23 protein-coding genes and 1 tRNA gene are annotated in these 26,064 nt (G+C 37.4%); 20 read left to right on the plus strand and 4 right to left on the minus strand.

The genetic code is table 11. From position 1 onward, the window contains the following. Positions 1–10 precede the first annotated feature (10 nt). From LC419_RS14635 to LC419_RS14690, 12 genes are all read left to right on the plus strand, one after another. A tRNA-Arg gene (locus LC419_RS14635) sits at positions 11–82 on the plus strand. A 329-nt stretch (positions 83–411) separates the two neighbouring features. After that, positions 412–978, plus strand: coding sequence for an AraC family transcriptional regulator (locus tag LC419_RS14640; protein ID WP_223608058.1), 567 nt, complete (start codon positions 412–414; stop codon positions 976–978). A gap of 84 nt (positions 979–1,062) precedes the next feature. Next, positions 1,063–3,480 (plus strand): heavy metal translocating P-type ATPase, encoded by a 2,418-nt coding sequence (locus LC419_RS14645; RefSeq protein WP_223608059.1) that lies wholly within the window; start codon positions 1,063–1,065, stop codon positions 3,478–3,480. Positions 3,481–3,523: 43 nt separating this feature from the next. Further along, the gene (locus LC419_RS14650) at positions 3,524–3,910 is read left to right on the plus strand and encodes a hypothetical protein (protein WP_223608060.1); all 387 of its coding nucleotides are present in this window, start codon (positions 3,524–3,526) and stop codon (positions 3,908–3,910) included. A 254-nt stretch (positions 3,911–4,164) separates the two neighbouring features. Beyond that, the gene (locus LC419_RS14655; RefSeq protein WP_223608061.1) at positions 4,165–4,752 is read left to right on the plus strand and encodes an AraC family transcriptional regulator; all 588 of its coding nucleotides are present in this window, start codon (positions 4,165–4,167) and stop codon (positions 4,750–4,752) included. Positions 4,753–4,993: 241 nt separating this feature from the next. Then, a complete protein-coding gene (locus LC419_RS14660) occupies positions 4,994–6,064 on the plus strand; it encodes an efflux RND transporter periplasmic adaptor subunit (RefSeq protein WP_223608062.1) in 1,071 nt (356 codons plus the stop codon). 21 nt (positions 6,065–6,085) lie between these two features. Beyond that, the gene (locus tag LC419_RS14665) at positions 6,086–9,181 is read left to right on the plus strand and encodes an efflux RND transporter permease subunit (protein ID WP_223608063.1); all 3,096 of its coding nucleotides are present in this window, start codon (positions 6,086–6,088) and stop codon (positions 9,179–9,181) included. A 30-nt stretch (positions 9,182–9,211) separates the two neighbouring features. Then, a complete protein-coding gene (locus LC419_RS14670; RefSeq protein ID WP_223608064.1) occupies positions 9,212–10,561 on the plus strand; it encodes a TolC family protein in 1,350 nt (449 codons plus the stop codon). Positions 10,562–10,587: 26 nt separating this feature from the next. Beyond that, positions 10,588–12,012 (plus strand): MFS transporter, encoded by a 1,425-nt coding sequence (locus LC419_RS14675; RefSeq protein WP_223608065.1) that lies wholly within the window; start codon positions 10,588–10,590, stop codon positions 12,010–12,012. A 146-nt stretch (positions 12,013–12,158) separates the two neighbouring features. Beyond that, positions 12,159–12,383 carry a heavy-metal-associated domain-containing protein gene (locus tag LC419_RS14680; protein WP_223608066.1) on the plus strand — a complete coding sequence of 75 codons (225 nt, stop codon included), beginning with the start codon at positions 12,159–12,161 and terminating at the stop codon, positions 12,381–12,383. A gap of 37 nt (positions 12,384–12,420) precedes the next feature. Next, entirely contained in the window at positions 12,421–13,239 is an 819-nt protein-coding gene (locus LC419_RS14685; protein ID WP_223608067.1) for a heavy metal-binding domain-containing protein, read from the plus strand. 600 nt (positions 13,240–13,839) lie between these two features. After that, a complete protein-coding gene (locus LC419_RS14690) occupies positions 13,840–14,571 on the plus strand; it encodes a hypothetical protein (RefSeq protein WP_223608068.1) in 732 nt (243 codons plus the stop codon). Positions 14,572–14,867: 296 nt separating this feature from the next. On the opposite strand, the gene LC419_RS14695 is transcribed toward LC419_RS14690, so the two are convergent. Then, the gene (locus LC419_RS14695) at positions 14,868–15,713 is read right to left on the minus strand and encodes an AraC family transcriptional regulator (protein WP_223608069.1); all 846 of its coding nucleotides are present in this window, start codon (positions 15,711–15,713) and stop codon (positions 14,868–14,870) included. Between the two features lie 88 nt (positions 15,714–15,801). On the opposite strand from LC419_RS14695, the gene LC419_RS14700 reads away from it, so the two are divergent. From LC419_RS14700 to LC419_RS14730, 7 genes are all read left to right on the plus strand, one after another. After that, positions 15,802–16,989, plus strand: coding sequence for an MFS transporter (locus tag LC419_RS14700; RefSeq protein WP_223608070.1), 1,188 nt, complete (start codon positions 15,802–15,804; stop codon positions 16,987–16,989). 109 nt (positions 16,990–17,098) lie between these two features. Continuing rightward, complete coding sequence (locus tag LC419_RS14705) at positions 17,099–17,827, plus strand: NAD(P)-dependent oxidoreductase (RefSeq protein WP_223608071.1); 729 nt, start codon at positions 17,099–17,101, stop codon at positions 17,825–17,827. A 109-nt stretch (positions 17,828–17,936) separates the two neighbouring features. Next, positions 17,937–18,668 carry an SDR family oxidoreductase gene (locus tag LC419_RS14710; RefSeq protein WP_223608072.1) on the plus strand — a complete coding sequence of 244 codons (732 nt, stop codon included), beginning with the start codon at positions 17,937–17,939 and terminating at the stop codon, positions 18,666–18,668. Positions 18,669–18,804: 136 nt separating this feature from the next. After that, on the plus strand, positions 18,805–19,329 hold the full coding sequence (locus LC419_RS14715) for an NADPH-dependent FMN reductase (RefSeq protein WP_223608073.1): 525 nt from the start codon (positions 18,805–18,807) through the stop codon (positions 19,327–19,329). A 550-nt stretch (positions 19,330–19,879) separates the two neighbouring features. Then, a complete protein-coding gene (locus LC419_RS14720) occupies positions 19,880–20,071 on the plus strand; it encodes a cold-shock protein (protein ID WP_223608074.1) in 192 nt (63 codons plus the stop codon). A 91-nt stretch (positions 20,072–20,162) separates the two neighbouring features. Then, a complete protein-coding gene (locus tag LC419_RS14725) occupies positions 20,163–20,354 on the plus strand; it encodes a cold-shock protein (RefSeq protein WP_223608075.1) in 192 nt (63 codons plus the stop codon). A 121-nt stretch (positions 20,355–20,475) separates the two neighbouring features. Beyond that, a complete protein-coding gene (locus LC419_RS14730; RefSeq protein WP_368734504.1) occupies positions 20,476–20,682 on the plus strand; it encodes a DUF4099 domain-containing protein in 207 nt (68 codons plus the stop codon). Positions 20,683–20,792: 110 nt separating this feature from the next. Here LC419_RS14730 and LC419_RS14735 read toward each other — a convergent pair whose 3' ends face one another. The 3 genes from LC419_RS14735 to LC419_RS14745 form a co-directional block, all read right to left on the minus strand. After that, positions 20,793–21,353 (minus strand): hypothetical protein, encoded by a 561-nt coding sequence (locus LC419_RS14735; RefSeq protein WP_223608076.1) that lies wholly within the window; start codon positions 21,351–21,353, stop codon positions 20,793–20,795. A 22-nt stretch (positions 21,354–21,375) separates the two neighbouring features. After that, entirely contained in the window at positions 21,376–21,717 is a 342-nt protein-coding gene (locus LC419_RS14740; protein ID WP_223608077.1) for a hypothetical protein, read from the minus strand. Positions 21,718–23,081: 1,364 nt separating this feature from the next. Further along, a complete protein-coding gene (locus LC419_RS14745; protein ID WP_223608078.1) occupies positions 23,082–23,696 on the minus strand; it encodes a hypothetical protein in 615 nt (204 codons plus the stop codon). A gap of 732 nt (positions 23,697–24,428) precedes the next feature. Here LC419_RS14745 and LC419_RS14750 point away from each other — a divergent pair. Further along, positions 24,429–26,042 (plus strand): AraC family transcriptional regulator, encoded by a 1,614-nt coding sequence (locus LC419_RS14750; RefSeq protein ID WP_223608079.1) that lies wholly within the window; start codon positions 24,429–24,431, stop codon positions 26,040–26,042. Positions 26,043–26,064: the final 22 nt, after the last annotated feature.

The raw sequence follows: 26,064 nt of genomic DNA on the forward strand, positions 1-26,064 counted from the left end.
TCTGTTCAACGGCCTCATAGTTCAACGGATAGAATAGAAGTTTCCTAAACTTTAGATCCAGGTTCGATTCCTGGTGGGGCCACATGACAGGAATTACCATTTTTTTCAATGATTTTTGTATTTCATCATCGAAAATTAGTCTATTTGAATCTTGCAGCATATCACGAATTTCTTGTACAGTTATTTTACCCATGAAATATTCATCATCAACAAATAACTCAGTTTACATTTAAAAACTCTACTATTATCTTTTTCCTGTTTTTCACTACATCTAATTAATTTCCACTCTTTTAATACTGCTTTACTTTGGATTATTTACTCAAAAAAGTGTCAGCAACATTTGATAATGCATGATTAATTGTTTTTTAATTATAAATTTGTCGCTCAATATTTAAAACTAAGCTTACGGGTATGAGTATATTATTCATTAAAAACATGGTTTGCAACCGTTGTATCATGGTGATTCAGAATGAACTCGAAAAACTCGGTTTTGACTTTACTCATATTAAACTGGGTGAGGTTACCCTTACCAGAGAACTCAGCGCCGAAGATAGAAAATCACTGGAAGCAGTACTCATCCCTTTAGGTTTTGAAGTAATTGATGATAAAAAGAGTAGAATTATTGAAAAAATAAAAAATATTATCATTGATCTGGTTCATCATCAGGATAATGATACAAAAAAAAATCTTTCTGACTTGCTGAGTGATCAGCTGAATCATGATTACAACTACCTTTCCAACCTTTTTTCTGAGGTGGAAGGAACTACAATTGAAAAATATTTTATTGCCCAGAAGATTGAAAAAATAAAAGAGCTGTTAGTCTATGATGAACTTTCATTAAGTGAAATCGCCTTACGCTTAAACTATTCAAGTGTTGCCTACTTAAGTAATCAGTTCAAAAAAGTAACCGGACTCACACCAAGCTATTTCAAACAGATCCGGGAAGAAAAAAGAAAACCATTGGATCAGTGTAAGTAAATCTTACAAATCAAATCCTTAATTCCACAATCGCATTCAAAGGTCTTGTCGCCAACTTTGCAATTAGATAATAACAAGCAAAATATGGCAACAAATACCATTCGGGAAACCATTTACATTCCTCTGGAAGACGTTGAAAGTGAGCACTGTGCACTGATCGTAGAAAAAGAACTCACACACGTCCAGGGTATTGAAACCCAAAAAGTAGAACTGAACAACCGCAGAGCGGCCATTACGGTAACAGATAATGAAACAGTGGGTAAAGCTGTTAAGGCTGTTAAAGATCTAGGCTATGGTGTTCCAACAGTTAAAAACTCATTCCCTGTTCTAGGCATGACCTGCGCCTCATGTGCCGGCAGTGCAGAGAGTATTGCAAAGTATGAACCGGGGGTCGTTGAAGCCTCAGTAAACTTCGCAACAGGAAATCTTACAGTAGAATATCTTCCCAATATGACCGATGCTTCCAGGCTGCAGAAAGCTCTTCAGTCCGTGGGATACGATTTGCTCATTGTAGACGAAACCCAACAGCAGGAATCTTTAGAAGCAATCCATACCGAGAAATTCAAAAAGCTTAAAAATAAAACCATCTGGGCGGTTCTCCTGTCTTTACCTGTAGTAACTATCGGTATGTTCTTTATGAATATTCCTTATGCGAATGAAATCATGTGGTTCTTTTCTACTCCTGTTGTTCTCTGGCTGGGGAAAGACTTTTTCATCAATGCATGGAAGCAGACCAAACACCGTTCTGCCAATATGGATACCCTGGTAGCGCTTAGTACAGGGATTGCATACCTTTTCAGTGTATTCAATATGGCTTTTCCTGATTTCTGGCATCAGCGCGGATTGCATGCCCACGTTTATTTTGAAGCCGCAGCAGTGGTTATTGCATTCATCCTTCTGGGTAAATTACTTGAAGAAAAAGCAAAAGGTAACACCTCATCAGCCATCAAAAAACTAATGGGTCTGCAACCTAAAACAGTCACCATCATACTCCCCGATGGAAATGAAAAACAAACTCCTATTGAGCACGTCCATGCCGGAGATGTATTACTGGTAAAACCAGGCGAAAAAATTGCTGTGGACGGTATGGTGAAGTCAGGTAACTCTTATGTAGATGAAAGCATGCTGAGTGGAGAACCTGTTCCTGTACTGAAAACCGAAAACGAAAAAGTATTTGCCGGCACCATCAATCAAAAAGGAAGTTTCCAGTTTACAGCGGTTAAAGTTGGTAAAGAAACCATGCTGGCTCAAATTATTAAAATGGTACAGGATGCTCAAGGAAGCAAAGCTCCGGTACAGAAGCTGGTCGACAAAATTGCAGGTATATTTGTTCCTGTAGTCATCAGCATTGCTATTGTCACTTTCTTATTATGGATAGTTTTAGGAGGAAATAATGGAGTGGTTCAGGGACTTTTAGCCGCCGTTACCGTATTGGTTATCGCCTGTCCCTGTGCATTGGGATTAGCAACTCCTACTGCTATTATGGTAGGTGTTGGTAAAGGGGCAGAAAAAGGTATTCTGATTAAAGATGCAGAAAGTCTGGAACTTGCTAAGAAAGTAACGGCTGTCGTTTTAGACAAAACAGGAACTATTACAGAAGGAAGGCCTCAGGTAACCGGTATTCAATGGCTGAACAATGACGATACAGCCCAAGATATCTTACTGAGTATTGAAAAGCAGTCTGAGCATCCATTGGCAGAAGCAGTGGTAAAACATTTGGAAGGAGTTTTAGTGACTCCAATATCAATGTTCGACAGCATCACCGGTAAAGGAGCTAAAGCAGACCACAATAACGAAACTTATTTCGTAGGCAATAAAAAGCTGCTTGCAGAAAATAATATTATTATTGCTGATCAGCTGCAACAGCAGGCCGATGAATGGGGCCAACAGTCCAGAACTGTGATCTGGTTCGGGAACAGTAGACAGGCACTTTCTGTGATTGCTATTTCAGACAAAATCAAAGAAACATCAGTGCAGGCCATTAAAGAAATGCAGAAAATGGGAATTGAACTGTATATGCTTACCGGTGACAACGAAGCGACCGCTAAAGCTATTGCAGAACAAACAGGAATACTCCATTATCAGGCAGAAGTGCTGCCTCAGCATAAAGCAGATTTTGTGAAAAAACTTCAACAGCAGGGAAAAATAGTAGCAATGGTAGGTGACGGAATTAATGACAGTACCGCACTGGCTACCGCTGATGTAAGTATTGCAATGGGCAAAGGCAGCGATATTGCTATGGATGTAGCCAAAATGACCATTATCTCATCCGATTTAACAAAAATACCGCAAGCTATACGCCTATCCAGGCAAACCGTAGCCACCATTAAACAAAACCTGTTCTGGGCATTTATCTACAATCTTGTGGGCATACCGCTGGCAGCAGGGATTCTTTTTCCCATCAATGGATTCTTACTCAACCCCATGATTGCAGGAGCTGCCATGGCACTAAGCAGTGTAAGCGTAGTCAGTAACAGCTTACGTCTTAAATGGAAAAAATAATGTAAAAAAAACCGGAATTTTTAACTCAATTAATAGTATTCAAATGAAAATCAATACGTTTAAGATCATTCTATTTACTTCAATCGCTGTAGTTGCCTCCTCCTGTGGCAACGGTGATAAAAAAGAAAAAAGTACCCATTCTCATAGCGAAGGTGACGGACATCATCACACTGAAGCAGTAGAAAATAAAGAGACCACCAAAAAAATCAATAAGTATGAAAACGAGCTTGGCCAGGCCCTCGATAAAAATGGAAAATTTATAACAGGCTGCCCCTCACACAAAGAAATGATTGGCTCAGAAGGTGATACCTGTCCTAAGTGTGGTTATATGACCATGTTACCCATTACCTGGTCATTAGAAGGAATCGATACGGTACGGGTAACAAGCCTCCCCGACTATAATCCTCCTGCTGACAAACTAAAAAAATAAATGGATTACAGAAAAAGTTTTAGAATTTTTACAGTACGGCGGCCCATCATTTCCGGGTCGCTGTTTTTGTATCTATTACTATGTATTGTGACTCACAGACGGTTGTTTTCTCCGTTTAGTCTGCAATTTTTAATATTGAATAAATTTCCATGATTCATAAAATATCATAAATCAAACAAGTAATACCATAACATTTTATTGTTGATAAAAACAGACTTTTGGTAACAATATGAATACTAAATATTTTATACTCCATGAAATTATTAATCAAAGGAATGGTATGCAACAGATGCATTTTTGTTCTGGCTCAGGAGTTTCCAAAGCTGGGTCTGGAACTGTCAGAAATACGTTTGGGTGAGGTCGTTCTAAAAGAAACAGATCAGACGGCCATTGATGAGAAAGTGATCAAAGCTATGCTGAAAAAAAATGGATTCGATCTTTTCTACAGTAAAAATCAAAAAACAATAGATCAGATCAAAGATACTGTTGAAAAAGGTATTCAACAACAATTATACACTGGTAATCCTGTGAAATTTTCTGCCCTTCTCAGCAACGAACTTCATAAAGATTATGATTCACTGAGTTCGCTCTTCTCATCCTCGGAGGGATGTACTCTGGAAAGATTCATCATTTCAAGAAAAATAGAAAAAGTAAAAGAACTTCTGGTGTATACCGATCAGTCGATGTCGGAAATTGCGTATGCTTTAGGATACAGCAGCCCGGCCCATCTTTCTAACCAGTTAAAAAAATACACCGGTTTTACCTCTTCTTACTACAAACAGATCAGACTTGATAAAATGACCATTATAAAAGAACAGTGTCCTGGTGATTCACCTTCCTGACCACCTGACTCCATTTTTTCTCAGACAGACGGCAAATCTATCCGAGTATCATTTTAAGCGAAGCCTGTTGATTGTCGGGCTTCGCTTTTTAGTGTTGTTCGGTATAGATTTATTTACCAACATCTTAGAATATGACAAGATAAATTCCACAAATCTTATCTGTAATTGTGTAGAAAGCACCACAGGGTCTGTAAGTAATTTTGACCTTGATATTTAACAGTTAGTTGGATAAAAAAAAGTCATGGTATACAAATACAGTACACAAAGATTGGGGTTTTTAATTCCCCTGTTAGGCATCCTCTTGATTGGTTGTGAAAACAAAGAAAAAAAAGAACCTGAAAAAACAGCAACGGCTCAGGCAGGTCCCAACAAATTACCGGTAGACATTATGGTCGCTCAGGAGCAGCAGCTCAACCAGGAGGAGGCTGTCGTGGGAACAATGATGCCTTACCGTGAGGTTTCAATTGTGAGCGAACTTCCTCAAAAGATCACTCAGGTAGCCTTTAAAGATGGCAGCTATGTGCGCCAGGGAGCTGTTCTTTACAAGCTGAATGACGCTGATATCAGATCCCGGTTAAAGCAGATCGGTGCAGAACTGAAGCTGGCCCAGCTCAGTAAAAACAGGTTGAGCAATCTATTAAAGACTGAAACGGTAAGACCCCAGGAATACGACGAGGCGGTTATGCGTTTTCAATCTTTAACCGCACAGCAGGAACTGCTTCGGGTAGATTTGGTCAAAACGGTTATCCGTGCTCCCTTTTCGGGGAAAATCGGGATTTCAAAAGTACATCTGGGTGCTTATGTAACACCTGGTATCGGATTGGTTACCTTACAGGATCAAAGCAGCATCAAAATCAATTTCTCTGTCCCCGAAAAATATCTGCCATTAATACATACAGGAGGCGAAGTACGGTTTACGGCTGAGCTTTCTGATCAGGAATATTCGGCGACTATTATCGCAACAGAGCCCGGCCTTGAAGCCGAAAGCAGAAGCTTACAGGTACAGGCAATTACCCAAAATACGGGTGGAAAATTTCGTGCAGGACTTTCCGCTAAGGTCCATTTTCATGTTTCCGATAAAGGAGCTACCGGCATTATGATCCCCACTGAAGCTCTTGCTCCAAGTGAAAAAGGCTATACCGTCTTTGTCATAAAGAATGGCGTAGCAAAACCTAGACCCATCACTATTAGCAACAGGACAGAAACACATGCTGTTATTACCTCCGGCATTGCTACAGGAGACAGTATCATTGTGTCAAATATGCTGCGCTTAGGAGACGGCACTCCCGTAAAAGCAGTGGTCTCCAAATAATCAATTTCAAATCTTAGCATTATGAGCATATCAGCTTTAAGTATAAAAAAACCGGTTTTGGCCGGTGTATTTTCGCTCCTTATCGTTATTTTAGGGATCATAGGATGGAAAGAATTAGGGATTCGGGAATTTCCGCTGACGGAGCCTCCTGTCATTTCGGTCGTTACGTTTTATCCCGGAGCAAGCCCCGAAGTGATCGCATCCAAGATTACCAAACCGATGGAGGAATCGATTGCCGAAGCCAATGGCATACGGACCATATCTTCCGAATCGAGAGAACAGGCAAGTGTTATTTCAATAGAATTCAACCGTGAAATAGACATTGAAGATGCCCTCAATGATGTTAGAGATAAAGTGGCTAAATCAAGGAAACAACTTCCTGTCGATGTAGATCCTCCGATCGTTCAAAAGACATCATCTCCAGATAATCTGGTGGCATTCCTTGAAGTGGAAAGTGATACCAAAGATATCAAAGAGGTCAGCCACCTTGCCTCTACTACCATCAAAGACAGAATTCAATCGATTCCCGGCATTAATAATGTATCCATTGTCGGAGAACACAAGTATGCTATGCGCCTTCGTTTTGAACCTGCAAAGCTGGCAGCTTATCAGCTTACTCCCGCAGATATCCGCCAGGCATTAGCCAGGGAAAATATTGACCTGCCCGCAGGAAGGATAGACGGAATGAACAGCGAACTAAGCATACGAACCATGGGACGTCTTACTTCGGTACAAGATTTTGAGGAAATGCTCATTAAGCAGGTAGGAAATACCATAATCAAACTGAAAGATATCGGCTCGGCCGAATTGGGAGAAGTCAACGAACGTACGGCCATCATCAACGAAACAGGAAACCTCAACCGTGTGGGTATTGGGGTGGCCATTCAGATTCAGCGTGGGGCTAATGCAATTGAAGTAGTAGATGAGTTTTATAAACGTCTGGATCAGCTTCGAAAAGAAATCCCCTCTGAATACCGTCTGATCGTGGGCTTTGATTTTACCCATTCTGTACGGGAATCTATCAAGGAAGTAGAAGAAACGCTCTTTATTGCTTTCGGGCTCGTGGTATTGATCATCTTTCTATTTCTTAGAGACTGGCGGTCTACCCTGATTCCTGTAATTGCCATTCCCGTTTCGATTCTTTCTGCATTTTTCATCATGTATGTGGCTGATTTCTCCATCAATATACTGACTCTTCTTGGATTAGTACTTTCCATAGGACTTGTTGTAGATGATGCCATAGTTGTCCTTGAAAATATCTATAAAAAAATTGAGGAGGGTATGTCTCCAATACAGGCAGCATTCAAAGGCTCCAAGGAGATTTATTTTGCCGTTATTTCCACTACCATTACGCTGGCAGCTGTATTTCTGCCTATTGTTTTTATGGGTGGTATCAGCGGGCAGCTCTTCAAGGAGTTTGCGATTGTAGTATCCGGATCAGTACTGGTCTCTGCTTTAGTGGCATTAACACTTACTCCCATGTTAAGTGCTTATTTTCTGAAGAAAAAAGAAAGACCGAATTGGTTTTACCGTGCTACCGAGCCGTTCTTTGTCCGCTTAAACAATGGATATGCATTTTTGTTAAAAGCTTTTATGCGCGCAAGATGGCTGGCTTGGGTTTTCCTTGCGGGCACGACCTCACTGATCTATTTTGTCGGTGAGAAACTTCCGTCAGAATTGGCTCCCATAGAAGACCGTTCCAATATGAGCCTTATTGCCGTTGCCCCCGAAGGCGTTTCTTTCGATTATATGAAAAAACATATGACTGAGGTTGGGAAATATGTCAACGATTCCACCGACGGTCTTTATCAGACCTATTCGATGGTTGCGATTTCATTCATTCCTGCACCAGCCCCTGTGAATGTTGCTGTACAAAGTATCTATCTCAAAGATCCCAAAGAAAGGAAATCAAGCATTCAGGATCTCTATAGCCAATATGGAGCTGCGTCCGGGAAATTCAGAGGATTTCTTCTATTTCCGTATCTGCCTCCAACTATTGGGAGCCGATACGGAGGAGGTATGCCTATCCAATATGTATTGCAGTCGCAGAACCTGGACAGTCTGACTGCTGTACTTCCAAAATTTCTTACAGCAGCGCGACAAAGTAAAAAGCTTCTCTTTGTTGATGCTGATCTCAAAATCAATAAACCTGAAATCAAAATTAATATCGACCGCCAGAAAGCAGCTTTGATGGGAGTGTCTATGGAAGAAATAGCCCATACCCTGCAGCTTTCTTTTTCCGGACAGCGTTATGGATATTTTCTGCGCAACGACCGACAGTACGAAGTAATCGGACAACTGGACCGTGAAAACAGAAATGATAAAAGTGATTTAAGTGCAATCTACGTCCGCTCGGCAACAGGTATGATGATCCCGTTGAATAATCTGATTACCACGGAAGAAGCCGTAAGTCCGGCAGCCATTTACAGGTATGACCAATACACATCAGCTACCGTATCTGCAGCTATGGCACCCGGAGTAAGTCTTGCCGAAGGAATACAGGAAATTGAAAAAATCAAAAAAGAGGTTCTGGGTGAAAATTTCAAAAGCTCCTTAGCCGGTCAGTCAAGGGACTATACGGAAAGCCAGGGCAATATCAGCTTTACCCTGATTGTGGCATTGCTGTTTATCTATATGATCTTAGCGGCCCAGTTTGGAAGCCTTCGTGATCCACTGATCATCATGCTTACCGTACCGATGGCCATCACAGGAGCTATTCTGAGTCTGTCATGGTTCGGGCAAAGTTTAAATGTATTCAGCCAGATTGGGATCATTACCCTGGTAGGATTGATCACCAAAAACGGAATACTGATTGTGGAATTCGCCAACCATCTTAAAGATACAGGACTGTCAAAATACGAAGCGGCAATACAGGCTGCAGAACAGCGGTTCCGTCCGATTCTGATGACATCACTGGCCATGATATTCGGAGTACTGCCCATTGCACTTACTGTTAACAGCCGTCAGTCATTAGGAATTGTTATTGCAGGTGGGCTTGTCTTTTCGGGAATCCTCACCCTATTTATCATCCCTGCTGTTTACTCCTATTTATCAAGTAGTAAACTTAAGAAAGTTGTTGTGGAAGAAAATCCCGAAGATCAGGCAGACCACGAGTAAAATAATGATGTAAACTTCAAAGAAGATAAAATGAAAATAAAGATTTTATATATAGCGACAGCACTGCTTTTGACCCAAAGTGTCAATGGATTGTATGCACAGAAAAGAGCATTGACCCTTACCGATGCCCTGGAAATGGCAAAACAGGGAAATAAAGCCATACAGATACAGGTTTTGGAAGAGATCCATACTAAAGAAATAACCAGAGAAACAAAGGGTAGCCTGTTGCCCAGCATTTCTGCCAATGCAGCCTATTCCCGGTATTTTGACAGACAGGTTATCTTTCTCCCGGGTTCATTTGCAGGCACCGACAAACCGGTTCAGGATGTCGCCGTTGGCGGAAAAAACACCTATAATACATTTATATCCTTATATCAGCCGGTTTATGCACCGGTCAAACATCAGCTGACGAAAGTATCAGCGATTAATGAAAAGATCGCGAATGTAAAAACAGCTGATCTGAAAAGCCGTGTGGCCCTTAAGATTTCTACAGGCTATCTTGATATACTGATGATGAACCGCCAGCTTGGTTCATTCGAGCAAAGTCTTGAACGGAATATGAAGGCACTAAAAGATTCCCGCTCTCTGCTGGCCCAGGGAAGAGGTTTAAAATCAGATACCTTGAGCAGCTTCATTGCGGTGGAAAATCTTAGATCCTCTATATCCTATTTAAAAAACAGCATCGATGTATCCGGTATTGAACTCAAAAGACTGATCGGATTGAAAGAACCAGCTGAAATTGAATTGACCGACCCGCTTGAGCTTGGTTTAGAGACAAGCCAAAGTGAGTTTCAACAGGTGGATGAAGCATTTGGGATCGCTGAGAAAAACAGGAACGACATCACGATTCAAAAACTGATGATTGACCTGACAGAAAAAAAATTAAAGGCTACGCAGGCAAAACTATTGCCACAGATATCCCTTATAGGCCAATATCAGGTACAGCTGCAGGCTGATGATTTTAAATTCAGTCAATATGCATGGCCAAGAACTTCTTTTGTGGGCATAGAACTCAGTGTCCATATTTTTAATGGCTACCGTACGCAGTCTCAGATCAACCAGGCAAAGATCAAAGCACAACAGGAAGATATACGGCTCAATGATTTAAAAGATGAGGTCAGAACTGAACTCGCTACAATTATCAGCAAATGGAAAGAGGCCGTTAAACAGCTCGACATCCATGAAACAACGATAAAATCTGCAGAGCTAAATCATAAAATGGTGGAAGCGCGCTTTCAGAACAGCCTGAGTTCAAGGCTTGAACTTACAGATGCAGAACTGGCACTGACCCAGGCCCAAATCAACTACCTGAATGCTGTATATCATCTAAGGATTCTGCACGTACAGCTGCAACATGCTCTTGGATTACTGAGCCTATAATTAAACCTAAATAAATAATAAAAAATATGATAACAGATACAACACAGACCATGGGCAAAACAGCCCCATACAGCAAACGCTGGTCGGCCCTTTTTTTACTGTGCGCAGCAGAATTTATAGTAATTATGGACACCTCCATTATTGGGGTAGCCCTGCCTGCCATAAAAGCAGACCTTGGCTATTCTCAAAGTGGTCTGCAATGGATTTTTAACGCCTATGTGATCCTTTTCGGCGGCTTTTTGCTTCTTGGCGGCCGTTTGTCTGATTTGTTTGGTGCCCGTAAGATTTTCATGTGGGGATTTGGTATTCTTTCTGCGGCATCTCTTTTGGCAGGCGTGGCCTGGTCGGAGGCAGCACTGAATACCGGAAGGGCTTTGCAGGGCTTAGGTTCTGCCTTTATCGCTCCGGCAGCGCTTACTTTAGTCTTATCCAAATTTACTGATCCCAAAGAGCTCAATAAAGCATTAGGTTTTTGGGGTGCCTCTGCAGCGGCCGGCGGTTCTGCAGGAGTTTTCCTTGGCGGAGCAATTACCGAATGGCTTTCATGGCATTGGGTATTCCTTATTAACATTCCTATCGGAATTGCAGTACTTTTTTTTAGCAAAAACCTTCTGTTTAAAGGAAGTACTCAAAAAGGAAAAGTGGATATCACAGGGGCCATTTTTGCCACGGCAGCATTGATATTGGCCGTTTATGCAATCGTATCAGCTGAAGGTGCAGGATGGAAATCCCTACAGACTATTGGACTGCTGGCCCTTTCCATCCTGTTATTGATTATCTTCCTGATGATCCAAAAGCAGAAAAAGGAACCTTTGGTGCCGCTTAGTATATTTAAAGTTCCCAATCTGTCACCGGGCAATCTGGTCATGGCTTTATTGGCGGCAGCGTGGATACCTTTATGGTTCTTTCTGAATCTTTATTTGCAGCAGACTTTGCATTATTCAGCTTTTAACAGTGGATTGGCATTATTGCCTATGACCATTGCCATTATGCTTCTTATGGTTGGGGTTACAGGTAAACTGGTCACTAAATTTGGTTTTAAAACCAATCTGATAGCAGGATTGATGGCCCTTACCGCTTCCCTTCTCCTGTTTAGTATGATACCTCCGGATGGAACATTCCTGGTTAATGTACTGCCTGCTTCTTTATTGGGTGCTTTAGGAATGTCATTAGCCTATATTCCAGGAACTATTGCATCAATGTCTGGTTCCAAGCCGGAAGAAACCGGACTTGCTTCCGGGTTGGTGAATACAAGTTATCAGGTGGGTTCAGCTTTGGGCCTGGCTATTGTAGTCGCTATTTCGGCGGCAAAAACCAATGCTCTTAAAATCACTGGCGCTACTGATACTACTGCTCTTAACGAAGGATTCCAAACTGCATTTTTATCAGCAGCTGTTGTCTCTGCAATTGCTGTTATCCTTGCTGCTTTTTCCATCAAATCCCTTAAGTAACCAATTATGACCGGACTTCAGATATCTGTTTGAGGTCCGGTTTCAGTAAATCAGTAAATCTTACAAATCAAATCGAAAATAGCGCAAAAAGGAGCACTCTTATTTTGCTCACCTTTGTATCAGTAAAACAATTAAAATTTAAAACAATGGAAAACAATACTCAAAATTTTCAGTTCAAAACCAATATCAACTGTGGCGGTTGCTTAACAAAAGTAACTCCTTTTCTAAATGATGCCGATGGTGTTTGTAATTGGGAAGTAGATATCGATCATAAAGATAAAGTACTTACCATATCAACAGAAGGCAGCGAACAGGAAGTAATACAGGCTGTTCAGAAAGCAGGCTTTAAAATAGAGCCTCTTGATTCTTAAAAAGAGAATCTATTAATCAGTAAAACCCCATTAGCATATGAAAAACACCCATCATACAGATCATAAAAATGTTTATACCTGCCCTATGCATCCTGAGGTAACAGGCCAACAGGGAGATCGATGCCCAAAATGCGGAATGGATCTGAAAGCTTCTCATCAGGAGAATTCAAACGAATATCAGGTACAGCTAAGCACTTTTCCACAAACTATGGAGGCTGGAGTACCAACACAATTGACATTTGCCATTAAAAATAATAATCAGAATGTACCCTTAGAGATTTCCCACGAAATGAAAGTACATTTAATGGCAGTGAGTGAAGATCTTACCTGGTTCCGCCATATACATCCTGAAGAACAGCCAAACGGTACCTATGTGATCATTGAGACCTTTCCTAATGGTGGTAAGTACCTTTTATTTACCGATTTTAAACCAAGTGGCGCGACGCAGGTTGTCAACAGGCAGGAAATTGACGTGCAGGGCAATTATAGAGCCAATTACCAAGAGCTTTCTAATCCCTGGATTTCAAAAGTTGATGGTTACACGGTGACACTTGAAAATGGAAATGATTTCAAAACTAGCAGAACACAATCTTTGGAAATATCCGTTGAAATAAACAACAGGAAATTAAAAGAAAATGATCTACAGCCCTATCTGGGAGCATCTGCTCATATCGTGATGATCAGTGAAAAGGATAAAGACTTCCTTCATATTCATCCTGTGTCAGATGACCATTTTCCTATCTATTCGGAAACATATATTGAAAAATCCGGTACTTACAGAATGTGGGTCCAGTTTAATATAGGCGGACAAGTGCATACCGCAGATTTTACGGTTAATGTCTCGGATGGGAAATAAACGGAGAAAGAAGATTAACAATTAATCTTCTTTCTTTTTTATGAACAAACTCATCATGGAAAATTGACCTATGAATACTCACTTTACTTCCTATGGATAACGATATTCAGACTATAAAAAGGATGACATAAGATCTGTATCAGCGATAACGAATGATTCCAGAATCTGTTGATAATTGAATACCAACTATAAAAACGGGAGCCTACCTAAAAGGATTTCATTCAGAACATTTAAATAATAAAGTAGAAGTAAACGATAGGCTCCCTAAAATAGTATGGATCTATAAGTTATATTAGTACTTCTGGTTTTTATTTCTTTATGACAGTTGTTTTATAGATCAAACTGCTATCATCTCCACACTCTGTTTGAGCCAAAAAAACACATACTTTTTTTCCGACAATTACAATTCCGTAAAAAATTATATTATATTTATTCAAAAAATTAATGGACAAATATAATATACGACTGATTTCAAAGATTATATTTTCTCTTATTACAAGAATATTTTTATGTATTATTTTATTGTTTTCAGATCCGTTATCATTGCAATTTAAATGTCTATGTGTGATCATTTTTTGCATTCCCTGGATAAGATTTTTCATGAATGATACAGACAGGAAAAACATTGATCTATATCTCAGCTATAAACTTCTATTTCTTACCACACCCGTTTTATATGGTCTTATCATTACGAAAATTTTTGAATGGTATCATTTCACTTTTATTACCCAATTAATTTTATTTTTTTTACCGTTTATAGTTGGGCTTTTTGTTAAATTGAAAACTAAAGACATTCCAAACAATACTCAAAATATCTTACAGACGATGAGTTTCTATAGTATTCCATTCTTTTTAGCTGTTAATGTATGTTTTGACTTTTCCAAGCCATCATCGAAAGGATATTTAATCATCGATAAAACCAGCTCTATCGAAGAAAAATATGATTCGGAAGGTTCCTATGAAACTACAATCTATGAGTTTAAGGCTATTCCCAAAGAAAAGATGAATCCTATCACATTTTGGATGGATATATCAGCCACGAAACACTCAGGCTTACACCCAAAAGCCGAAATTTTAACCCACAAAGTATTTCTCACTATTGAAAATAAGAAATATGAAATTCTTACAAGCAAAACTAATCTTTTTAAAAAAATAAAGGATTCTGACTATTTGCATACATACCAACTGAGAGAATATACAAAGCCTGTTGTAATACATGTAAAAAGGACAATCTATACTAAGTTTGAAAAAGGAAACTATCTCGATATTGAAACCTATTCCGGATTATTTGGAATAGGATGGACCTATTATCACTGGAAACATAAAGCCTGATTTCGAAAAGGCATTTCAGAAAATACACACAACACTGGGGAAAAAGCACCCATGTTCTTAATTATTACAATTCCAGCGTAAATCGTCACCAAAAAGTGTACTGATTTAGCGATATTAAAGGAATAGCTATAAGGAGAAAACCTAAATTAATGCACAGGATCTAATCTGCTTATAAAAGTAAACCTAATGATAGCCAATAGATATGAGTCGAATAACATTTTATATTTCTCTTCAATGCATTCAAAGACATTACCCATTCAAACAAAATATACGGAGAACTCAATAAGACAGGATCATCAAGCCAGTGTTTTAGGCCTTTTCATCTTTTTGAATTCCGTCAAACTCATATGATGTCGCTTTTTAAAAAATTTATTCAGGTGACTTTCATCTGAAAAACCAAATTCAGTTACAATTTCATTGACCCGCATATCGCTGAAAAGAAGTCGGTGCTCTATCAATCTCATTTTATAATTCAATATAAAATGCTGTACGGTTTCTCCACATTGCTTTTTAAAGTAACTCCCAAGATAGCTTTCAGAAAACCCGAATTTCTGAGATATCGAAGAGACCTTCAACAATGCCGGATCATGGATATTTCCCTGGATATAATTAATGATATCCAGCACTCTTTTATCAGCATTGGAAGCCACATTCTCCGCTCTCATCTTTGAGATATTTCTGGCTGCTATCACGATCAATGCATTTACATAATGTAGAGTCAGTTCCTCATGGTAGAGGTCAGGATGATTCAGACCATGGAGCAGTGAGGTTACGATTGAATCAACCAAAACGATGTCCGGTTTATTTTGTAAAATACATCCAGACAAAAAGGAAGCGCCATACAATAGACACTCCATCGAATTAATACTGTTCCACTTATACTCTTTTACATACCGCTCACTGAACTTCACGAGCAAAAGGTCCGTGTTTTCAATGATTTCCAAATAATGCTGGTCATTTGGTGTAATGAGAATCAGGCTGCCTTCACTGTATGAAGAAATATTATCATTTATTTTAAGAAATCCTTTTCCGGAAATAACATATACAATCTGAAAAAAGGAGAATTGGCTGTCTTTTAAGGGACAGTTTGCGGCCTGATGGTATTCTACCTTTACCAATTGATCTATATTCTCTCTTTTCATAGGACAAAAATACCCATTTATCATTAAAATATACTGATTTTTTTAGATTTTTCTGTTCAAATTTGCTACATCAAAATTGTAATCATTCATGAAAACATCAATCTATGTTCTGGCACTGGGCGCTTTTGGTATTATTACCACTGAATTTGGGATAGTCGGTATCCTACCCACTATAAGCAGGCAATTCGGTGTATCAATCGATACCGCAGGATGGCTGCTTAGTGCCTTTGCCATAACTGTGGCCGTTTCTTCACCCTTTATCACTTCATTTACAACCAAAATAAACCGTAAGTTCCTGCTGTGTCTGGTCATGAGCATATTTGTTCTTTCTAACCTCATCTCAGCATTTTCCACTAATTTTACGATGCTTATGATCGCCCGGATATTACCTGCGATATTACATCCTCTGTTCTGGAATATTTCTATTGCTATTGCATTCAAGGAAAAAGGAGCAAAAGGAGTATCTACAGTCATGTTGGGATTAAGCTTAGCTACGGTACTCGGTATTCCCTTAACAACCTATGCCGTGGATCTCTTCCATCATTGGCAGGCATCATTTTTTCTTAGCAGTGCAATAAGTTTAATTGCCTTTATCGGCCTGTTGCTCTTCATCCCTTCTATTCCTGCAGATAACCCAAAATCCACACAGAATCAGCTAGCCGTATTGAAAAGTCCTCTTTTGTGGCTCAATCTGATTTCTAGCATTGCCACTCTGGCAGCAATGTTTGCCAGCTATACCTATCTTACTGCTTTTCTTGAACAGATTACAAAGATGGATGGTGCCCAGATCAGTATGATGCTGCTCCTTTTCGGTGGTATGGGAACTCTTGGAAATTGGCTAATGGGAATAGCTTTGAATCGCAATGTACTTGTGACTTCAAGATTATTTTTAATGCTCTTAGTGACAGTACAGATTCTAGCTTATTATCTTGGAGGAATTTTTATGCCCATGGTCCTCATCGTGTCTTTATGGGGAATGATTCATACTGGAGGATTTCTGGTTTCAAATATCAGAACCACACAGTCTGTTCCGCATCATGCACTGGAATTTGTTAACAGTTTATTGACTTCATCTTTTAACATTGGAATTTCCTTAGGTGCATTTCTCGGCGGGATAGTAAGTGCCTATTACGGAGTTCAGTATGTTTTATGGGTAAGTGTTTTACTTTTGACAGTGACATTTATTCTTAGTTTTGTGACCTTTCCTAAAAATATTACAGAAAATGAAGAGGCAGAACAATTGAAACATGTAGCATCTGCATGTGAGCATCACTAAGTGTTTTATAGTTCTTCTACTCGTCATTTTTGCCTAATCCGAGTAATGATAGTGGAATTGCAACTCCCAATATCTTACACTTCTTATATAATTTCATAAACAAATACTTATGCGTAACAAAATATTAATTACTGGCGGCTCCGGAAAAATTGGAAGCCACTTTATCAAATCTTTTTCAAATCAATATAAATTTAGAGTTTTTGATCTCCATCCTCCCAAGATTCAAGATGCATCCATTGAATATTTCCAGGGAAATCTTACGGATAAGGAATACCTCATAAAGGCGTGCGAAAATATGGACATTGTCATTCATCTGGGTGGTATTGCCAATCCCGATGCCACATTTGATGATTTACTAGACGCCAATATCATTGGAACAAAGAATGTTATTGATGCAGTTATTGCGGCGGGTTGTAAAAAATTTATTTATGCAAGTAGTGCACAAACGATAGAAGGTTATCCAAAAGACATTCAGCTTAACACCGAGATGCCTGTAAAACCTGGCAATTTATATGGTGTTTCTAAATGTTTTGGAGAAACCCTTCTTTCCTACCATTGTTCCACCAGTGATTTAACTGCAATATGTCTCAGAATTGGAGCCTATGAATTTCCTGAGGATTTCACAGAAATGAATGCCCGGGATTTAAGCGCCTATCTGCATCCTGATGATTTAAATCAGCTCCTCCATCTATGTATTGAATCTAAAAACATAAAATTTGAAATATTAAATGCCATTTCCAATAATACATATAAACGACTTGACATTCAGAAGACTAAACTTTTGACGGGTTACGATCCTCAATATAATTCTTTTGATCTATTTAAGCTAAAAAAATAAAATTATACTGTGTTTGAAAAGCAAAATTTTTGAAATTTATGTAAATTGGTGAACAAATTAAAATAGATACGGATTGCCTGATACAAGCAATACCAATACAAGAAAATACATGACAGAAATTAAAAATACCTACTTAATTTACGGAGTTAGTAAAGGGCTAGGAAAAGCAATTTTAAAGTTTTTACCTGATGAGAACGATAAAGTTTTTGGAATATCCCGAACTAAACCTTCTTACCGTGAAGCGACAGACAAAAATAATATATGGATACAAGCAGATTTATCAAAATCCCAACAAGCAGTTACCACCATTAAAGAGGTTATAGGAGCAGAAAAAATCGACTATTTAATTTACAATGTTGGAATTTGGGAAAAAAACGGATTTACATCAAACTACGAATTTGAACAATTAGACGATAATGAAATAGAAGAAATAATTAACACAAATATTACCTCTTCCCTCTTATCAATTAAATCATTATTACCGAACCTTAAACTATCAAAGAACGGAAAGATTATCATTATTGGATCAACATTAGGTCTTCAAAACCATAATAAGAAAGAAATAGTTTTTTCAGTTACCAAATTTGCAATCCGAGGCATCATTCATTCATTACGAACGCATTTGAGAGAACATAGTATAGGAGTAACAGCAATTAATTTGGGAGATTTAGCGACAGAGTATGAATATGAAGACGGTATAGATATTGTAACAGAAAAACATAAAGGGGAATTAATCCCTCTTGCCGATGTTATTAACGCCCTGAAATTTATTGTCGGCACTACAAATGCTACTTGCGTTAAAGAAATTAATATGCCATCAATGAAAGATTTGGATTTATAAGCACAGCTTCCAACAAATCAATACAGCTAATGCAGGTTATCTTCAAAAAGGATATGAACTTCCAGGAACTATTCATTTTAGAAAGGGAGTTTTCAACTGTTATGAAAAAGTAATATAACAAAACTTACAGTACATAATGAAGAATATTTTTGTCATAAATGGAAGCGCAAGCAGCAATTCATCAAATCAAAAATTAATCGATATATTTGTTAATCTTACAAGAGAGTTTTTTAATATAAGCGTTTTTAAGGAGCTTAAATTACTTCCACATTTTGATCCGGAATTATCTATTGAAATGACTCCAAAAGCAATCTTAGACTTTCGACAAGAAATAGAAACTGCAGACGGTATTTTAATCTGTACACCTGAATATGTTTTCAGTATTCCTAGCGGTCTGAAAAATGCTATTGAATGGTGTGTTTCAACAACATTATTCTCCGAAAAACCTGTAGGTCTTATCACAGCATCTGCTCAAGGTGAAAAAGGGCATTTGGAATTACAACTAATCATGGAAACATTAATGGCAAATTTCACTGCCGATACAACGCTTTTAATTTCGGGAATAAAAGGTAAAATAGATGAGAATGGTAAAATAACTGATGACAAAACGAAAGCTGCACTCTCAAATTTTGTTAACGCATTTGAAAGAATAGTTTCCTAATCGAATAGTTAATTGCTGAATAGTAAGAAATAAAATCCCAGCAAATAATTTATTTACCTTATTACTTCTTATTTATTGGAAGTACCATATTAAAATCTTAATTCTTTAAGTGAACAATTTATTGAACATGTGCATCTTACTATCTGCTACAAGATGTTCCCTAAATGACTGCAGACTTCGATTTAAGTAAGCAATTTGATATATTATACTTGCATTAATCCTATCACTAAAAAATAAAATCAGAAAATAGCTTGTTTTCAATAAATTATGTGTACATTTGTAAAATAATCAGGCTCCTGCCGATGCTTCTTCTGAAATTCTTGAATTTATAATTCCCCATCAGTCTTCGCTTTATCAGCCGCTAATTTTTGTAGTCAATATAACAGGTGCAGTACCTTTACATCTTGATAATTTCAAGGTTCTAAACATTACCCACATTATTCTTGTTCACAAATCGATTTATTACTGTTTTGATGTAATTATCAATACCGTGATGGCAATAGCCAAAAAACAATTTATCAGTTAATACAATAATTTTATAATACAATACATGCAACAAGGAACAGTAAAATTCTTTAACGATGCCAAAGGATTTGGTTTTATTTCACCTTCAAACGGTGGTCAGGATATTTTCGTACATATGTCAGGTTTAGTAGATAACATTCGTGAAAACGATGTCGTAACATTCGATCTACAAAACGGCAACAAGGGCGTTAACGCCGTGAATGTACGCGTAGCCTAAATTAAAAACTGTTTTGATATCATCATCGCAGTTATGGCAACAGCCAAAAAACAATTTATCAGTCAATACAATAATTTTATAATACAATACAATGCAACAAGGAACAGTAAAATTCTTTAACGATGCCAAAGGATTTGGTTTTATTTCACCTTCAAACGGTGGTCAGGATATTTTCGTACATATGTCAGGTTTAGTAGATAATATTCGTGAAAACGACGTCGTAACATTCGATCTACAAAACGGTAATAAAGGCGTTAATGCAGTTAACGTAAAAATAGCTTAAATTAAGATAAAAGCTTAAATAGCTTTTTCTCAATATAAATAATTAGCAGAGAACTATAAATGTTCTCTGCTATTTTTTTACCCTAACAGAAAGCCCTCTAATACAAACCTTTAAAAAAATTATACTTGAGCCTTTATTAAAGGGATATAAGAACAATGAACTTATTCCTATCAGCCTTAACCTTGGTACTGCCATTACAAAACCTGATGCAAGGTTATCACTGCAGCCCAACGATCAGGGAAAAATTGTTGTTGCTATTCAAGGAATCAGAAAAGAGCCTCACTCCAACCAAATAAAAGGTACCAAATTCCAGCATCATCAAAACTGATACTCCCTTCATCGTATACAGGAATAGTAACGGGCAGCAGCAAGGTGATAAGAAAATGAGCTATTCCGATATATTTCAAATCTTTATCCTTCGTTTGTAGATTTATGTTGCTATTTATACTCCAGTACATCTTCAATTAAAAAAGCATTTCCGGAAGGAACTACTCTAATCTCTCTCTTATAATTAATCTTAGCCTCTGTATCTGTAATTATTGTTTCAAACAGATAAGAATTTCCAATTTTTTCCTTGAAAATACAACGGGTCACTTCTATAAATCCATACTCACCGTTTGAGACCAGATAACCTGTACCAATACCTGCATATTCACAGTTAAAATCTTTAGCCCATTTCTTCTTAAACTCTTTCAAGGTCATTTTCCATTCCATTCCCACCTCTATGGCATCATTTTTATAGGCCATATATTTGTCAGTATAAATTTCTTTATGCTTGCCCTCGGCTTCTTCATTGGTATTTTCTGCAAGGCCATTGGCCTTATTGAGCGTACTGGCAACGACATAAATGATCCAGTTTTTTGCTTTTTCAATATCTTTAGATTGCCTTACAGCATTTTGCTCAACGGCCGCCTTATTACCTGTATTCTTTTGCTGTGCATGAGCTTGAGTAACGGTTCCCAGTGCCATAATCACAGCTGTTATTAAATTTTTTTTCATCTTTTTAAATTTAGTAGTATTTCTATTCTAATTCAATTCTTACGTAAGTTCCTTGTAAAGTTATATCGGTCCCTTTAAATCCGCAGCTGCTTAAATTCTCATCCATAGCAGATGTCCTTAAAAATCCATCATAAAAGTCAACCTTAAATCTGCATGTTTTATTAATTTTAATGATACACTGATTATCTTTTATCACAAGATCTTTTCCTCTTGCTGTTGCCAAGCTTCCGTTTATCTTGTTGGTAGTCCTAATCATTGAGTAAGTATAAGTTCCATTCTTTTCTTTTGTTAATTTAAAAGTCCCGGCAAATCTTGTTTCTGCATAATTATACACATATAATCCTTCTAATTCATAGGTTCCCAAAGTGGTTGACTGTATGACAGAATGGTCTTTAAGAATAAGATCAATGGGATAATTGGCTTCGGATTTACCCGAACTCCAGTCACCAATTAATTTTTGCTGAAGATTATCAAATTTTATGCGGATAAAACCATCATTTCCATGCCCTCTGAATTCACGTAAGAGTTAAGTATATTCCGCTTCGCTGTTAAAATTTCCGATGAGTTTTATGGGGACTGGCTTCTTCTGGTTTAGATATTTCATCTCACCCATCACCGTATTGTCTTCCAGGATGGTAAAGTTCAATTCTACAGGATTCTTATAAATAAATCCCGAATAGCTAAACTTATCATGATTTAAAAATTTTACTTTTTTCTCTTGCCTATTACAAATACTTATCACAAATATTACAGTAATTAAAATCTTATAATACTTGTTTGCTTTCATGGTATGCCAATTTGCGTTTATGAATTTGTGTTGCGAATAAGCCTACTGCTGTTATAAGAAAACCAATCGAAATCAGGAAGAAAATCAACAATAAAACGAATCTATTAGGTACTTTCAATGAATTCTTTCTCTTAAACAACTGAGGATTTGTGAAGCCTGTTAAGCCTAAAAAAAAGAATACTGTGCTTAAAAGTAAGGTAATCATTATATAAGGTCCGGTATAATCCAAATTCATTTGCTTTTTTATTATTTATTCTTTTAAAAAGTTGATCAGGAAAGATGTATTCTTGTATTGTCATATCTACTGAAATAGCTTTATTAGCGTACTTATCTGCCAGGAGCTTATCTCTGAAGTCTTCGTGATTCTTATAGATTTCAGGTAGATTTAGAAAAGTTTCGCTATAATTCAAGTGGTCTGCGAAACACTCAATAGAGAATGGTATATTAATTTCCATTTCTGTTCCGGATTCTGCGTAGACGCCCAATTGCCAGACGGCATAACCCTGATCGTCACCAATGGCTGCTTTTATGCTTTATCTGTATAATCAAAATAATCACACAGCCAGCCAAGTTCCAGATCTAAATAATTTTTTCCTGTTTTTATTAAAGTTTAAATATAAAATGCAATAGAATGGAATAGTGGAACAGCAACAAACGTCTGTCGATTTTTTTGCACACAAAATCCGGTATTGTGATAATTCTTAAAGTAATCTGTCACTGCGTTAGAAATATACTTTTTTTCAATACCCACTCTCGAAATGATCTGTTATATTCAATTTAAGGAGGTTAATAAGCTCACCACTGTTACCCCAATACCGCTGACTGACTTTGGAATTAAGTGGCTGAGTGGTTTGTTTTGGGCAAACCCAAAATTTCTTTTTTATAAATTCATTAAAATAAGGAAGACAGATGTCATTATTTCATTTTTGTTCATTCGTTTCTCATTTTGCTTCTGAAGCAGTAGCTACTTCTGAAAGGTCAGTAGGTCGGTACATATAATCTACTGGAGTACTATTTCCTTCTTCAGAATGAAATCCTGGTACTTCCATACCCTTTATGATACCGTTTTTTATACTTTTAAAATCAGTCTGTCTTTCCGCAAGATCACCTCCTCTATCAAATGAATATTTATATTCAAGAACACCACCATTATTAATGAAAATAGCATAATGTGCATCCCAATTATTGCCACCCTGACGTCCTTCTATAGAAAAAGGCATAATAGCATCATCCTGATGATCATCATTCAAATCACCAATCAGAATTGGCCGTTCAGAATCAAAAATTGAACCGCCCAAACCATCCGGATCATCAATATCCAATTCTTTAATAAATTGGTCTGTTGTTATCGTTTTCTTGAAAGCAATGAGCACTGCCATACTGTCAATAACCGGAATTTTCACATCCGCTACAAGAGTATCCTTCTCTTTTACGGGATTGTCATTGGTGTGAAGGGTATTGATTTGCTTATTATGCTGACTTGTCTTTTCATTGGGGCTGCAGCTTAAAATAGTTACAGCCAATAGCAATGAAAAGTATATTTTGTTTAAGTGCATCTCATAAAGGTTTAATAGAGCGTCCTTTTCAGTACCCAATTCTACAATTATTTTTTTTGATCCCCCTGATCAAGTTCTTCGTAATATCCCTGAAGAGCATTATCTTCCTCTTGTGCAGACAAAATACAGCTGCTAAGCAATACTTAACACAAAAGTATGTAAAACTACTATTGCAGAAAATCCCTGCTTTCAGCTAATTTATGTAATTATAATTCCGAGATAAAAAAATACCGTAAAACACCGAATACCCTGGCTTGAATTGTTTCGTGGTTGCATTTCATATAATTTTCTCAAAAATAGAAAGTACAAATCCCTATTTTAATTTAGCCGTTTTGACTTGATAAAAATCAAAAATTTACAGAAACGTTTTTTTATTTTACACAGTTAAAAAAATTAAGAGAATAACCTCTTATTTAATGTCAAAAATATTTTTCTCCATTTTGCAATGGTATTTCTGCTTGTTATCAAGGCAAAACTTTCCCTTCTGATTGATTCACAAACACTCTCAAAACTTACTGATTTGCATGACCGCAAAAGTACTAGGAGCTGTGATCATAAAAGGAAGTATGCTCAAGAGCGGTATACAGTTCATAAATCAGCTTATTTTAACACAGTAACTCTTTACAATATTATATCATTTCTGAACCAACTTGCAACGGCTCACTTGCTTGAAATATCCTTATATTTGTCAAAACGCCATTTTAAACAAAATTACCATTGAATTCCAATCAAATGAGAACTTATCAATCTATTTTATTCCTCATCATTCTACACCTATTCACTTTAGGAAAAAGCCAGAAAATATCCGAAGAACAATTAAAGAACGAGTTACACCAGATACAAGACAAGATCGGCAGTACAAGTGTCGTAAACACTACCATAAAACAGCTGGAAAAAATCTACAGAACAGCAAAAGAAAATAAATACAATGTTGCATTCCCCATTGGTACTGAACTGATGCGAACATATTCTACATTGAATAATTCTGAGAAAGTCATTGAAGTTGCAACGGACCTGGAAAGCCATATCAATGAAGATTCATCTCCACAGCAAGTATCTAATATGTACAAGATGAAGGCAGGTTCATTGGGAGATTTGGGGTTTCTGGAAGATTCCCATAAAGCATATCAGGCTTCAAAAAAATATTTGGAAAAAATCAAAGACAATGATGTTCGTCATTATTACAGCAGCTTATTTTATTCCAATTATTCAGGTTATTTTGATCAGAGCAAGAAACAACCGGATTCCGTACGTCTATACCTCATAAAAGGGCTAGAGGAGGCAGAAAAAATATCCGAAAAAAAGTCCAGTATAGCACTGGGAAAGAAATATGATTTGATTGTTTCCATACAGGCAAACCTAACCTTGTATTATTTATGGATCATGCAGCCCGCCCAGCCAAGGACGGCAGAGACATATCTTTTAAAATCATTGAAGATTGCTGAAAACAGGAAAATAAGTTCACTCAATGAAATGAACCTATACAGAACCGCAGGTGATTTTTATTTTGACCAAAAAAATAATGACAAGGCCATACACTATGCCCAGAAAGGCTTAGAACTGGAGCGAAAAATTTCATCCCCTTCCGGTCGTGAAATTTTCTACGAAATCTTAACAGAGGCCTATTTGGCTACAAACAATACCCTCGAAGGAAAAAAATACAATCAACTCCTTACAAAGCTCAGGGACAGTATTAGAACTGTAGAAAAACATTCAGTGAATAAAGTTACCAAAGCCATCAAAAAAGAAAAGGATACGGAAAAAAATAACACACTCAGAAACTACTTATATATATTCTTCATTTTAATCATACTAGGATGTGGGGGTATTTGGTACTATTGGAAAAACAGGAATAAAGTCTTACAACAGAGATTTCAGGAACTCATTACAAAAATAAAGCATGAGTCAGAAAACCGAAAGGACGAAATGGAGAAGCATGAAGAAAAAGCAATAAAAGCTCCGAAAACAATAGCTGAGGAAACAGTCAATCAATTATTGAGTAAGATATCCAAATTTGAAAAAACAGAAAAATACCTAAAAAGCGATATTACAATAGCTAGTATGGCAAGTAGTTTTGGCACCAATACAAAATATCTTTCAGAAGTCATAAAATCCTATAAGAACAAGAACTTCAATCAGTACATTAACAGCCTTAGAATTGAATACATTACCAGGAAACTGTATGAGGATTCAGTATTGAGGAAGTATAAGATCACTTCTTTGGCAGAATTATGTGGCTACGCCAATCATAGGGTGTTTCAGACTGCGTTTAAAAAAGAAACAGGCCTAACCCCCTCCGATTTCATTAACAATCTGAAAAAAGAGACTGAAGTTGAAGTAATGTAATACCAAACAATTTGAAGAAGTA

Origin of the sequence: Chryseobacterium sp. OSA05B, assembly GCF_019970065.1 — a bacterium.
Classification (GTDB): domain Bacteria; phylum Bacteroidota; class Bacteroidia; order Flavobacteriales; family Weeksellaceae; genus Chryseobacterium.